The organism is Chryseobacterium sp. G0201 (assembly GCF_003815655.1).
Lineage (GTDB): Bacteria > Bacteroidota > Bacteroidia > Flavobacteriales > Weeksellaceae > Chryseobacterium.
Map to the genome: position 1 here is coordinate 3,816,187 of NZ_CP033917.1, position 13,672 is coordinate 3,829,858.

Below are 13,672 nucleotides of genomic sequence, written 5' to 3' on the forward strand. Positions count from 1 at the left end.
TTTACAGGATGAATTTTTTATAATGATTAATTTCAATATTTTTCGCTTTCAAATCGTGCATCATGTTATACAATCCGAAAAACGTTCGGTTGAGATAAATGAAATGCTTTGAACCTCGATTGGTATTCATTCCTTTCATATCGCTCATTTTAGCATAACGTTGTCCGAGATCGGCAATTTCCTGAAAGAAATTTTCATCAGAAAAGTCAAAATTATCAGCATTAAATGGTCTGGTAAACAATTCTAAAAGCTCATAGAATAATTTGGTGAAAAATTCCTGCTCCTGAACTGAATCATCAGATCTTAAAATCTCAAGCTGATATAATTTTTCCCTAAAAATCTCAGGATTATTCAAATTCTCATTTTTAGCTAATTCAAAATAAGGTTGATAGAAATCGTTCGGAATTTCTTTGATACATCCAAAATCAATGACCAATAGTTTTTTATCATCCGAAATCAAGAAATTTCCGGGATGAGGATCGGCGTGAACCTGCTTTAAAATATGCATCTGGAACATATAAAAATCCCAAAGTGTCTGCCCGATTTTGTTAAGGTTTTCCTGAGAATTATTTTGTTTGGTGAATTCAGAAAAATGTTTTCCGGTCATCCAATCCATTGTGATGATTCTTTCGCAAGAAAATTCAGGGTAATATTTCGGAAACTGAAGATTCGGGAGATGGCTGCATTTTTCAGAAATTTCCTGACTTCTTTTAAGTTCAAGATCATAATCGGTTTCCTCAAACAGTTTATTTTCTACTTCCTGAAAATAAGATTCGGAACCTTCTTTTTTGATGTTGAACATTTTCATAGCAATCGGCTTTACCATTTTCAGATCGCTGGAAATACTTTCTCTCACTCCCGGATATTGGATTTTTACCGCAAAGTTTTTATTGTCTTTCTTAGCTTTATGAACCTGACCGATGCTTGCCGCATTCACAGATTCTGGTGTAAATTCATCAAAAATATCTTCCGGATTTTTGCCGAAATATTTTCTGAAAGTCTTTTTTACCAAAGCTCCGGAAAGCGGCGGAACAGAAAACTGCGACAGGGAAAATTTCTCAACATAAGCCTGCGGAAGGATATTTTTTTCCATGCTCAGCATCTGAGCAACCTTTAAAGCAGAGCCTTTCAGTTCTTTCAGAGAATCGTAAATGTCTGAAGCATTATTTTCATTTAATGTTTTCAGCGCTTCGTCTTCGTTTTTGTCTTTTGTAATCTTGTTTCCGTAATATTTGATGTAGTTAACGCCTACTTTTGCACCTGCTTTCAGCAAACTGCTTGTTCGTTCAAGTTTTCCGGTCGGAATTTTATTAAGTGTTTTCATTTATTTTTTTTTGAAATTTTCTTTAAATAAAAATTTTCCGAGATCCAAAACTTTTCGCAAAGGTTCGTTATCCATCAATTCAAATCCTGTATCAATTGTTTTTTCGATATAGATATCCGTTTTTTCGAATGAAGGCGAAGTATCTTTTTTCCAAAACTCGATGGCAGAAACCAAATGTAGCCATAAAGCTTCTTCTCTAGCTTTTTCGTGAAAGTTTCTTATATTATCCTTAGATTTTTCTATAATTTCCCAATCGTTAAAATCTAATGTTTTGATGAAATTTCGGTGCGTTTCCTTCAGCTGGTTTGAGATTTTCGCAGCGCGTAATTTATCATTTCCTAAAATCATTAATACCAAAGATCTGTTCATCGTCATATTTTCAAAAAAGATGAAATAAACATTCAGTAATTTTTCTTTCGAGGTCATTTCATCTGAACTATTGACTTCCGAAGCAAGTTCAACTGACTTATTAAAAAGATTGACTAGCATCAGTTTTTCTATCTGCTCGAAGCTTGAAAAATGATTGTAAAAATCTATTTCTTCAAACTCGTTGTCTTTCGCAAATATGTAGATGTTCTTTGGTCTTTCACCGTGATTCAGTATATAATCACCGTACAGTTCGAATATTTTTTCTTCTGTTATCAAATTTTCTTTTTCCATTATAGATTTTATTTATGACAAATTTAGTAATTAATTTTACTAATTAAATAAATAAAGTATAAATTTGTACTATAATAACGATTCAAATTATAACTAATGTTGAAAATACAAGCTCAATCTAATATACCTACAGATTTTGGAATGTTTAAAGTTTATGCTTTTTCTGAAAGTGAAAATGACTGGAATCCTCATTTGGTGTGGGTTGCAGATAAAACAGATTTTAATGATATCGTCAATGTGCGTTTCCATTCAGAATGCATTACGGGAGAAGTTTTTCATTCCAGAAAATGCGAATGCGGACAGCAATTGGATGCCGCAATGAAATTTGTTTCGGAAAACGGAGGAATTATTATCTACCTTAGACAGGAAGGAAGAAATATTGGAATTATAAACAAATTGAAAGCGTATGCCCTTCAGGAAGAAGGTCTTGATACCGTAGAAGCGAATCTGAGATTAGGCCTTCCCGCAGACGGAAGAGATTTTGGTGTAGCCATTGAAATGCTTAAAATACTTACAATCTCAAAGGTGAATTTGTTAACCAATAATCCTGAAAAATTAAAATCTCTTGACAATAGCGGTATTTTGCTTAATAAAAGAATTCCTCTGGAAATAGATTCTAACGCAACGAATGAATCTTATCTTACGATAAAGAAAAATTATTTTGGACATCTTTTAGAAAAGATATAACTGTTATCATTGTTTTCAGGACAATTTCTGAAATCAGGTAAAAATTAATCTATTATTGATCTCAGATACAGACCTTTCAGTTTTTAAAAATAAAACCAAGGATTTTCTATGAAAAGAATCATACGTAGAAAACTTCAAAAACTATGTTGTTACGGGCACACCAACTTTATTCCTTATTGACCACGAAGGAAAAATAATACTGTGTACAGCATCTTTGGATAATGTATTAACCAAATTAAACTAGGCACTAAAAATTGGATTTTCTACTTTTGTTAGTACACAATTCTTATTATATTTAAGAGTATGAAAAAGAACTTTTAACTAAGAAATACATTTAAAGAAAAAGAATGATAGTTTTATATACATTTATTAATGAATTTAAACATAAACATTTATTAGATAAGTATTTACATGTATTCTGTGAAGATTTCCAAAATAAAATCCAGAAGCACAGAAGATGGCAAGATGCTCAATTGTCTTTATTGGGAAGAGTTCTTCTAAATTACGGATTAAGTAATTATTATTATATAAATGAAACCAATATTCATCTGTCAACTGATAATAAACCATTTTTAAAAGAACAAAATATTCATTTTAATATATCACATTCAAACAATTTGGTAGTATGTGCCATAGGCGATTTTCCAATAGGAATTGATGTGGAGTTTTTGGATGAAAAAATTGATTATCTGGATTTTCAATCACAAATGACTATTGTAGAGTTTTATGAAATACATCATTCGAGAGACAAAACTAAAAGTTTGTTTACTTATTGGACAAAGAAAGAAGCAGTTATAAAAGCTGATGGAAGAGGTTTACAGATCCCATTAGATTCGTTTGAAGTCTTGAAAAATGAATGTTTGATTGATAATGAAAAGTTTTTTGTTAAAGAAATTTTTATTCATAAAAATTTTGTTAGTCATATTGCTTCCAATAACATCGATATTTTGAACAAAACAATTCTTTTTGAAGAATTTTATTACTGAAGAAAATGTAAATATTTAGGATATTATTCCGTTTAGCAGACTGAAGCATATTCTATGGCAGAGCAGAATGCAATCACTAGAAGAATGAACGAATTAGAAATAAAAAAGAGGAAGAAGATGTAAAAAGACTTGTGAAAAAGAAATGTTTTCTTTTGCAGGAGAGTGAAATTTGTAAGCATATGTATTTCTTTGTTTCAGGGTATTTTAAAATGTATGCAGTAGATACCAATTTTAAAGAACATAATTTACAGTTTGCGATTGAAAATGAGTGGATTTCCGATATATCATAAGTTTGACAGAAATTTCAGGATCATCAACGAAAGAAAGTTCATTAATTTTCAGGATAGAATATTACAAAGTATAAGTTTCACAGCCGAAGAAAGATATCTCAATTTCCGGAGAGATTTTCCAGAATTAATCAAAAGGCTTCCCAATACCCAGATTGTATCATATTTGGAAATACATCGGAGTTTCTGAGTAATGTGAGAAAAAATATAGTCAGAAAAAAAATAATTTGATCACAAATAATATTTCTTCATATTTATAAAACATCATTTTTACATCTTGAACAATAAAAACCATACCATTAAACAATTTGAACTTTCGCCACAGGCAAAAGCAGGAGTTATTATTGTGAATATGGAAGATCAGGAAAATGATGAACATGATGTTTCTAAACCTCATAGAGATAATCACTGTCAGTTAATGTTGGCTTTACAAGGCGAATTTAAGTTAAATATTGATTTTGAAAATGTAGAATTTACTGCTCCTGCATTGCTTTGTGTATTTCCTGAAGAAGTGCATCATGTTATGGAAGTAAAAAATCCAAAAGGATGGATGATCAGCTTTGATCCGTCACTGGTGAGTAAAGAGGTACTGCAGCTTTTAGAAAATAAAATCAATAATCCGTTTTTTCTTGAACAAAGATCTGCTTTCTATCAGGAACTTACTATTTTAATGGATTTAATTGAGAAAGTACAGCTGCAAAATGTAAATATATACATTCAAAAAAGTATTCACGCCTTACTAAATGGTCTTTTAAGTCTTATTGCAGGAGAGCTTATTACCAATTTACCTGTTGAAAAAGAGAAAGAAAATCGCAGTATTATCATTAAAGAAAATTTCATAAATCTAACGAAAGAAAATTTCAAAACCTGGAAACAGCCGGCACAGTATGCCTCGGCACTTTCTATATCAACTTCTCATTTGAATGATACTATTAAATCGTTAACAGGAAGTCCGGTTTCCGCTCATATTCAGGAAGCATCGATTATGGAAGCTAAACGATTGCTGTACTTTACAGATAAAACTGTTAAGGAAATTGCTTATGAAGTAGGATATGATGAACCTGTTTATTTTGGAAAACTTTTTAAAAAAGTAACAAATCTTACACCTCTCGAGTTTCGGAAAAAATTCCGTGATCAGGACTATTCTTCCCTTCATTAAAACTATCATTAGGGGCAGTCTTGTAAGTAGTTTTGCATTGTAATTAATACAATAATTGATATGCAAAACGAAATAAATATCCCAATTATACTTGATGCAGTAAGAAAAATAGGGAATAGCTTTTTAAAAGACTACAAACAAAATTCTATACCGCAAAGTATGAATGAGCTTTTAAAACAATTAGAAGATATCGATACATTGTGTCTGGCATCTTTAAAAGAAGACTTATCTCTGGAATTTCCCAATACGCCTTGGCATATAGGAGATGAGTTTGATACCGATTCACAAAGAAATCCCTCCCAAGAATACGAATATTGGCTTTGTGATGCTATGGATGGCGCTATACAATATCTTCAGCAAATGCCGGGGTGGACGATAAATCTTGTCCTTATACGTGGCGGGAAACCTTTCTTCTCTGTTATTTATGATCCGTTGGCTAACGAAATGTTTTGGGCAAAAGAAGGGGAAGGTGCTTTTATGAATGGAAATGCACTTAAACTTAGCTTTAAAACAGATTTAGCAATCATGCTGGCAGTTTTTGAATATGGTCATCAGGACAAATCCAACAATAATTTGAATGAAAAAATTGGTTCTACCGTTTCTAAACTATTGGATAATTTCGGAATTGTAAGAAATTATGGTCCTCACGGACTGCAATTGGCTTACGTCGGCGCAGGAAGAATTGATTTGTTCATTCAGGAAGATCTTGATACGTACAATTGGATTGCAGGGCTGATGATTGCTAGAGAAGCCGGAGCTGAAATTTTAACAGCCGATGGAAATCCTTGGAAGTGGGGAAGTGAAAGCCTTTTGGTCGCAGGCAAAAGTATTACTGAAAAATATCTCTCAATTAAATCTTAAAAATAAAATGAATATAGCAATCATAGGAGCCGGAGCCGGAATTGGATTAGAATCTGTAAATCAAGCGCTCGAAAAAGGACATGCCGTAACCGCATTGTCTACGAACACGAATCATATTAAAGACCATCCCAACCTCATTAAAATAAATGGAAGCGCAACCTCACCAATTGATTTGAAAAAAGCACTTAAAAATTCCGATGCAGTTCTAATAACTGTTGGAACAAAAAATAAAAAAGCAACAACTCTTTTTTCTGATATTGCCAAAACGCTTATCAATGTTACGGATGAACTTAATTTCTCTTCGCCAATTCTTGTTATTACAGGTTTTGGAGCGGGAGAAAGTAAAAATTATTTAAGTTTTTTTATGCGAACAGTCATATCATTATTTCTGAAAGAACAGTATATCAATAAGACTATCATGGAAGAGTTGATCACAAAAAGTACTTTGAAATGGGAGATCATAAGACCCGGAATGCTTACCAACGGAAGTTCAACAACGTCTTATAAAGCATTATCAAGTCTTAAAAAAGGAATGAAAGTGGGAAAGATCTCAAGAGCCGATGTAGCGAAATTCTTAGTTGATGAAGCAGAAAATACAAGGTTTCTTTATCAATATGTAGCACTGACAAATTAATTAAAAAAAATAGTGACGGATATAATTCTGTCACTATTTTTTTAAAACTAACGGCTTATTTGCTATTGAAAATCAGTTTATTCGATCCAAAAATTTCCGACAGAATACGTTTTTGCTTTTCCACTGATAATAACGCGATCACCTTTGTCCTCACAAAATAATGTTCCTAAACGTTCAGAAACTTGAAGCGCGCTAAGTTCTTTTTTATTCAGTCTCTCTGCCCAAAAGGGTATTAATGAACAATGTGCTGAACCTGTTACAGGATCTTCCAAAATAGATGCCTGCGGCGTAAAGAATCTTGAAACGAAATCGCAGTTGTCACCTTTTGCTGTTACGATCACACCGCCCGGATCCAAATTGATCTGGTCAAATAATTGCCTGTCGATTTTGATATTTCTGACATCCGTTTCATTGTCATAGACCAAAACATAATCTCTTGATTTTAAAACTTCTTTTGGTTTAATATTCAGCGAATCTTCAATGTTTTTTGGTAGTATATCAGCTATAGGCATTCTCGCCGGAAAATCCATTCTGTAAATATCTTTATCAACCACAACGGTTAAATCGCCACTTAAAGTTTCAAAAACAATCGTATCATTTTCGTAGTTTAGAATCGTCTTTAAGCAATGTGCCGTTGCAAGGGTAGCGTGACCGCAAAGATCCATTTCAATTTCTGGCGTGAACCAACGCAAATGGATTTTATCACCTTTGTTTACGAAAAAAGCGGTTTCGGCAACGGCATTTTCTTTTGTTATTTTCAATAAAATATCATCTGCCAGCCAGTTTTCAAGAGGTACAACGCAAGCAGGATTTCCGCCAAAGGTCTTGTCTGTAAAAGCGTCAATTTGATATAGGTTATATTTCATTTTGCTATCTTTTTTCCATTAATTAATAAAGTACTGTAATTTATTAATTAATTTCTTTTTTGATGATGAAATTTCCCTTAAATATTATAGTGATTTACTTTTAAAGACCATCATCTTTTCTCTAGTCATTTCATTAATTGTATAGGAGATTCCGCCCATTCCCAGACCTGAAGCATCTCTTCCGCCAAACGGCATCCAATCTACCCGGAAAGCAGTATGGTCATTTACCATCACAGCTGTAGCATTTAGCTTTTTTACAGTATCTAAAGCAATATCGATGTTTTTGGTGAAAACTGCAGCCTGAAAATGAACATCCAAAGCATTTGCTTTTTTGATGGCTTCATCTCGATCTGTGAAAGGGTAGATGCAAACCACAGGACCGAAAATTTCAAGGTTTGAAACTTTAGATTTTTCTGATGGATCAAATAAAACCGTAGGTTCGAAGCATGTATCAGAAATCCTTTTTCCTCCTGTAATTAATTTTGCGCCTTCTTCAATAGCTTCGTTAATCCATTGCTCAACACGGTCGACTTCTTTTGGGGTAATCAGCGAACCCACATCTGTTGTTTCATCAAACGGATTTCCGACGATCAGTTTCTTGGTTGCCTCCGAAAGCTGTTCAATAAACTGTTCGCAAATTTCTTGATTGACGTAAATTTTCTGAACCGAAACACAAACCTGACCAGCGTGATAAAAAGCGCCTTTCACAAGATCAGGAATCATTTCGCTAAAATCAGCATCCTTTTCAACAATGACAGGCGCTGCGCCACCGTGCTCTAAGGCTGATCTGGTTCCCGGAGCTAATTTGCTGTTGAGAGACCAACCGACTTTTGCTGAACCGATAAATGAGAAAAAATGAATTCTAGGATCGGTAACCAATAATTCTGCCGTCTCATTATCACACAATACAACTTGCAGCCAGCCTTCCGGTAATCCGGCTTCTTTCAAAATATCTGCCAATGCAAGACCTGATAAAGGCGTATTGATCGATGGTTTAAAAATGACAGGACAACCCGCAGCAATTGCAGTCGCAATCTGATGAACGGCCAAATTCATTGTATGATTAAATGCACTGACTGCGGCAACCACGCCAATAGGTTCTGTGGTAGTAAAAGCGATTCTGTTCAAAGAGGCTTCCGTAAGTTCCATCGGAATCTGTTCTCCTTTTATTTGCGAAATGTGTTCAGCTGCCAATTTTACACCTTTTATCGCTCGGAGTATTTCCGCCTTAGAATCTTTATAAGGTTTTCCGCCTTCACTGATGGCGATTTGTATTAATTCTTCGCTTCTTTCATTCATTATGGAAGCTGCTTTTTCCAATATTTCAATTCTTTGGTAAGCCGGGAGCCAATTTGATTGATCATTAAATAAATTCTGAGCTGTAATTAATACATCTTCAACCTCGTTTTTAGTAATTAATTCTACCTCTTTTACGAAGCTTTGATCGTATGGTGATGTTATTTTCGCAGTCATTTTAATTATATTTAAAATTCGCAGCTTCTTCAATGATTTTTAATACTTCTGTAGGATGCGAATTCATTACCACATGGCTAGACTCTATTTCTATAGTCTTTGCTTTCATTCTCTTTGCCATAAAACGTTCTAAATCAGGATGTATTGCCTTGTCGTTTTTTGCGACTACATACCAAGATGGTTTTTGTTTCCATGCAGGAGCTTCGCTTTTATCTGTAAAAATACTTTGTGACGCAGGTGTTTGTGTGGCATAAATAAGCGCCTGTTGCTTAGAGTTTAAATCGGCAGCAAATGCAGTTTTTACCCCTTCTTTTGATAAATAAACATAACCGTCCTGAGGCACGAAGTATTTTGAAAGTTCTGTTTCCGATGCATTTTTATTCAGGTTTACAATAGTTTCACCTTTCTCCGGAGCAAAGGCTGCCAGATATACGAGTCCAACCACTTTAGCATCATTGTTAAACTGAGAAATGACAAAACCACCCCAAGAATGACCGACAAGAATAATATTTCCTTTGATCAAATCGATTGCTCTTTTGGTAGCGGCTACATCGTTGGCAAGCGAGGTAACCGGATTTTGCACCGATACAACATCATAGCCTTTTGCTTGCAATGCAGTGATCTGAGACGAAAAACTGTTGCCGTCTGCCCAAACGCCGTGTACAAAAACAATGGTCGGTTTCGTTGTATTATTACTTTGCGCATTGGCGTTAAAAGCAGCTATTAAGAGAAGAAATAGAGTGATATATGATTTTAATGTTTTCATTATTTTAGAATTTAAATTGATTAATATTTTAATTAAAAATCCTGAACGGTAGGTCTGATAACAATTTCGTTGATATCTACATCAGCCGGTTGTTCTATCGCAAAAGCGATGGCTCTTGCAACTGATGACGCAGGAATCGCCAGTTTGTAAAACTCATTGACCCCGACAGAACTGTCTTTATGATTTGTACTCAACTTTAGCTCAGAATCTACTGCGCCAGGCTCGATAGTAGTAGTTCTGATATTTCGGCCAACTTCGTGTCTCAGTCCGTCGCTTATTGCCCGAACCGCAAACTTGGTTCCGCTGTAAACCGTTCCGCCTGGACTGAAAACTTTGATGCCGGCCACAGAACCCAAATTAATAAAATGACCAGATTCCTGTTTTTGAAAGATCGGTAACGCAGCAGCTATTCCATAAAGAACCCCTTTGATATTGATGTCGATCATATGGTCCCATTCATCCGTTCTAACTTCTGACATTGGCGCGATCGGCATAATTCCGGCATTATTGATGAGTACATCAATTTTTCCATAAGTCCTAACTGCTTTATCAACCAAAGCCTGAACCTGAATTTTGCTGGTGACATCGGTTACCTGATATAAAGCTGTACCACCTTTGGTAACAATGTCATTGACGATTTGTTTCAAATTTTCTTCTCGCCTAGCGCCAAGAACTACGATGGCTCCTTTTTCGGCAAGGTGTTTTGCTGTTTCTTCGCCCAAACCGCTGCTTGCGCCTGTAATTACGACTACTTTGTTTTTGATATTGTTTTCCATTTTGATTTAAATTTTAAAATTATTTTAATTTATTTGAGGGCATTTATCCCGGCACTGGCTACCATCTGATCCTGCTCCACAGAACCTCCTGAAACGCCAATCGCACCAATTATTTTATTGTTATCATCCTTTACGACTACACCGCCGGCAAATGTTATCAGACCACCATTTGAATGTTCAATATTGTATAAAGGACCTCCAGGTTGTGATAATTTCCCGATTTTTCCAGAATCTTGATTAAAAAAACGGGCAGTTTTTGCTTTTTTGATGGCAATGTCAGCGCATCCTAAAAGTGCCTCGTCCATCCGTAAGAATAATTTTAGATTTGCTCCTTCGTCTACAATGGCAATGTTCATTGGAACTCCAATTTCTTCTGCTTTGGCCTTTGCTGCTTCCATTATTTTTTCTGATTCGATTGACGTTATATTCATAGAATGTTCTTTTATAAATGATATCAAGGAATTGATTAAGAGTATTTTATGATGATATTTACTTAGAAGATTCCAAAATAATAATCATTTTTTCAGCAACTCCCTTTGCAGAAGCAGGGTTTTGACCTGTAACCAAATTACCATCCGCGATACTGTGCGCTGACCAATTTGTCGCAGCATGAAATTTAGCGCCTTGTTTCGTTAAAGCCGTTTCCAATAAAAATGGGACATCTGCGATGGCGTAACCTCTTTCTTCCTCATCTGTAAAAGACGTGATGTTTTTTCCATTCACAAGGTAAGATCCGTTGCTTAGTTTTACATTTAATAAAGAAACTGGGCCGTGACAAACAGCTCCTACCACTGCATTTCTTTCATAAGTTTCTTTGATGGTCTTTTTCAAAAGAGCATTTTCCGGCATATCCACCATTGGGGCTAAACCGCCAGGTATGAAGATCGCGTCGTATTTACTAACATCCACCGTTGAAAGTTTAACGGCTTTTTGCATAGTTTCCCATCCTTTTCCCGTTAAAAACGAAAGATTGTCTGGGTCGCTTGCTAAATTAAGGGCATCTAAATAAGGCGTATCTCCCGTTAAACTTGCAAAGTCTATTTGGTAATTTGCTTTGCTAAATTCTGCATAAGGATGCGCTACTTCAGGAAGGAAAGTTCCTGTTCTTCTGTTGTTTGGTCCGATCGCGTTGGCATTGGAGACAATAATTAAAACCTTCTTGGTCATTGTTGTTTCATTTTTCAGGTTTATATTTTCTTTTTTGCTTTGTGCGTTAAAAGTTGTAAGGGCAAAAGCTATAATTAAAAGGATAAGTTTTTTCATTTGATAAAGTTTAAATTGTTAATGAGTTATTGATAGGACAAATGTATAGCAGTACTCATCCTCATTACGAGGAGTGAAGTCACAAAAAAAGTGTGATGGAGATCACACTTTAATAGTTATAGAGTAAATGAAACTTAGAAATTAAGTTTATGATGATATTTCCCGTGCTCTTTCAGTAAAGAGTCCATTATACGAAGACTTTCAATGAATTGTGATTCTTTAAACCTAAATGAAGGTCCAGAAACACACAGCACTGCAATAGGTCTTTTTTTTATGAAAATAGGCATGGCAACACAATTTAAATCCGGTTCATAAGCTTCTATATCCAGCGCATAACCTGTTTGGTTGATGATATTAATTTCTTTTTCAATCACCGCAAAATTTTCTGTAGTATATTGCTTACGAATACTTCTTTGTAAGTGTTCCGAATAGGCAAGGAAACATTTCCCTATGGCTGTAGTGGTCATTTCATATTCTTTACCTGTATTGAGTGTAATCTTTACAGCTCTGTTGGGCTCGCATTTAAGTTCGTATCTGTAGTATGAGCCCATCTGTATGGCTAAATATGATGACTCATTGGTTAGGTTGGATATTTTTTCTAAAATTGGGCGAAGTTCGTGTCTAAGGTCATTCAAAGAAAATGAAGAAACATATAAATCTTCTATCTTTCCACTGATTTTATATCTTGGGCTAATATCGTCTTGCTCTAAATAACCTAATTCTTTTAAACTGTCTAAAAATCCATGGGCTGTATTCTTCTTTAAGTCTAATGCTTGAGCGACATCATTAAGCCTTACAAAATTTCCATTGGAGGCTATATATTCCAAAATCTGGAATGTTTTTTTAACGGATTGGTTCATAAGTTCGCATATAGTGAACAAATTTACATTTAAAAGTTCATTGCATCTGAAAAGTTCGATTAATTATTACATTTGCTAACGATTTGTAAGAAAAAAGAAAACAAATTGAACAAAAAATAGATTAAAATAATGAATAACTCAATTAAAAATGTACTGGTAACGGGTGCAAGCAATGGAATAGGTCTTGGACTAACCAAGAAATTATTAAGTGAAGGTATAAAAGTGATTGCCATAACACGTTCAGGTGAAATTGCAGATTTTTCTCATCCTAACTTAACCATTATAAAAGGTGATATCAGCAATGAAGAAAGTATCAAACATGCATCAGAGCAAGTTAAGAACTTAGGTGTTACCTTAGATTGTTTGGTGAATAATGCAGGTGTAGGTCTTGATTTTGAGAATGAAATACCTACAGCAGAACTAATGAACGCTACATTCGCAACCAATACCACCGGAACCGTATTGTTTACTGAAGCATTTTTGAATGATATAAATGCGGGAGGCCAAATTGTCTTTTTATCAACTGCTATGTCATTAATTCGCAATCTGGCACCTAACGCTCCGGCATACAGAATGTCTAAAGCCGCTATTAATATTTATGCTGTAATGCTGAGCCAAAGACTTGCAGATAAGAATATACGTGTAACGCCATTGCATCCTGGGTGGGTACAAACAAGAATGGGAGGTGATACCGCTCCTGTAACGCTTGAGCAGTCTGTTAACGGGATTTATAAAGCCATTACTGAAAATACGCAGACAGGTAAATTCTGGAATATAGAATTAAATACAGTAGAAGAATTTTAAGTAATCATACTTATTTTTAATTTTTAAAAAGCCGTTATTAAAATTTTTTAATTTAATGACGGCTTTTCTAGATCTTAAGAGTTTTTTATGTTTAAAAATAGTTTTAAATAGAACCTATTAATAATCCGTATTTTTTGTTTTTGGGAACACCTGAGAAATAGAGTTGTTACATTCTTTGATTTATTTTAAACTGATCTTAATTATGATTACACGTAAAATTTTTTACAATTTTTCCTAATACAAATCTTACCAGAAATATTATACTT

15 protein-coding genes are annotated in these 13,672 nt (G+C 34.4%); 6 read left to right on the top strand and 9 right to left on the bottom strand.

Annotation, left to right across the window (positions count from 1 at the left end; all coding sequences use genetic code 11):
* Position 1: 1 nt before the first annotated feature.
* On the bottom strand, positions 2 to 1,324 hold the full coding sequence (locus EG348_RS17060; RefSeq protein ID WP_123984175.1) for an ABC1 kinase family protein: 1,323 nt from the start codon (positions 1,322 to 1,324) through the stop codon (positions 2 to 4).
* The gene (locus EG348_RS17065; protein ID WP_123984176.1) at positions 1,325 to 1,984 is read right to left on the bottom strand and encodes a TetR family transcriptional regulator C-terminal domain-containing protein; all 660 of its coding nucleotides are present in this window, start codon (positions 1,982 to 1,984) and stop codon (positions 1,325 to 1,327) included. It abuts the gene before it with no gap.
* Between the two features lie 96 nt (positions 1,985 to 2,080).
* Between EG348_RS17065 and ribA the strand changes: the two genes are divergently transcribed.
* From ribA to EG348_RS17095, 5 genes are all read left to right on the top strand, one after another.
* Positions 2,081 to 2,671 carry a GTP cyclohydrolase II gene (gene ribA, locus EG348_RS17070; RefSeq protein WP_123984177.1) on the top strand — a complete coding sequence of 197 codons (591 nt, stop codon included), beginning with the start codon at positions 2,081 to 2,083 and terminating at the stop codon, positions 2,669 to 2,671.
* Positions 2,672 to 3,018: 347 nt separating this feature from the next.
* Positions 3,019 to 3,657, top strand: a complete 639-nt coding sequence (locus EG348_RS17075; protein WP_123984178.1) for a 4'-phosphopantetheinyl transferase family protein — start codon at positions 3,019 to 3,021, stop codon at positions 3,655 to 3,657.
* Between the two features lie 564 nt (positions 3,658 to 4,221).
* Positions 4,222 to 5,103: an AraC family transcriptional regulator gene (locus EG348_RS17085; protein WP_123984179.1), complete on the top strand. Its 882-nt coding sequence runs from the start codon at positions 4,222 to 4,224 to the stop codon at positions 5,101 to 5,103.
* A gap of 60 nt (positions 5,104 to 5,163) precedes the next feature.
* Positions 5,164 to 5,964 carry an inositol monophosphatase family protein gene (locus EG348_RS17090; RefSeq protein WP_123984180.1) on the top strand — a complete coding sequence of 267 codons (801 nt, stop codon included), beginning with the start codon at positions 5,164 to 5,166 and terminating at the stop codon, positions 5,962 to 5,964.
* A 7-nt stretch (positions 5,965 to 5,971) separates the two neighbouring features.
* Positions 5,972 to 6,598, top strand: coding sequence for an NAD(P)-dependent oxidoreductase (locus EG348_RS17095; RefSeq protein ID WP_123984181.1), 627 nt, complete (start codon positions 5,972 to 5,974; stop codon positions 6,596 to 6,598).
* A 77-nt stretch (positions 6,599 to 6,675) separates the two neighbouring features.
* Here the strand turns inward: EG348_RS17095 and EG348_RS17100 are convergent, their stop codons facing one another.
* The 7 genes from EG348_RS17100 to EG348_RS17130 form a co-directional block, all read right to left on the bottom strand.
* The gene (locus EG348_RS17100) at positions 6,676 to 7,464 is read right to left on the bottom strand and encodes a PhzF family phenazine biosynthesis protein (protein WP_123984182.1); all 789 of its coding nucleotides are present in this window, start codon (positions 7,462 to 7,464) and stop codon (positions 6,676 to 6,678) included.
* Between the two features lie 84 nt (positions 7,465 to 7,548).
* Complete coding sequence (locus EG348_RS17105) at positions 7,549 to 8,937, bottom strand: aldehyde dehydrogenase family protein (RefSeq protein WP_123984183.1); 1,389 nt, start codon at positions 8,935 to 8,937, stop codon at positions 7,549 to 7,551.
* A gap of 1 nt (position 8,938) precedes the next feature.
* Positions 8,939 to 9,703: an alpha/beta hydrolase gene (locus EG348_RS17110; RefSeq protein WP_123984184.1), complete on the bottom strand. Its 765-nt coding sequence runs from the start codon at positions 9,701 to 9,703 to the stop codon at positions 8,939 to 8,941.
* Positions 9,704 to 9,735: 32 nt separating this feature from the next.
* On the bottom strand, positions 9,736 to 10,479 hold the full coding sequence (locus EG348_RS17115; RefSeq protein ID WP_123984185.1) for an SDR family oxidoreductase: 744 nt from the start codon (positions 10,477 to 10,479) through the stop codon (positions 9,736 to 9,738).
* A 29-nt stretch (positions 10,480 to 10,508) separates the two neighbouring features.
* On the bottom strand, positions 10,509 to 10,910 hold the full coding sequence (locus EG348_RS17120; protein ID WP_123984186.1) for a GlcG/HbpS family heme-binding protein: 402 nt from the start codon (positions 10,908 to 10,910) through the stop codon (positions 10,509 to 10,511).
* 58 nt (positions 10,911 to 10,968) lie between these two features.
* On the bottom strand, positions 10,969 to 11,742 hold the full coding sequence (locus EG348_RS17125) for a type 1 glutamine amidotransferase domain-containing protein (protein ID WP_228414771.1): 774 nt from the start codon (positions 11,740 to 11,742) through the stop codon (positions 10,969 to 10,971).
* 134 nt (positions 11,743 to 11,876) lie between these two features.
* Positions 11,877 to 12,602 (bottom strand): IclR family transcriptional regulator, encoded by a 726-nt coding sequence (locus EG348_RS17130; protein WP_123984187.1) that lies wholly within the window; start codon positions 12,600 to 12,602, stop codon positions 11,877 to 11,879.
* Between the two features lie 129 nt (positions 12,603 to 12,731).
* Between EG348_RS17130 and EG348_RS17135 the strand changes: the two genes are divergently transcribed.
* Complete coding sequence (locus EG348_RS17135) at positions 12,732 to 13,406, top strand: SDR family NAD(P)-dependent oxidoreductase (protein ID WP_123984188.1); 675 nt, start codon at positions 12,732 to 12,734, stop codon at positions 13,404 to 13,406.
* Positions 13,407 to 13,672 lie beyond the last annotated feature (266 nt).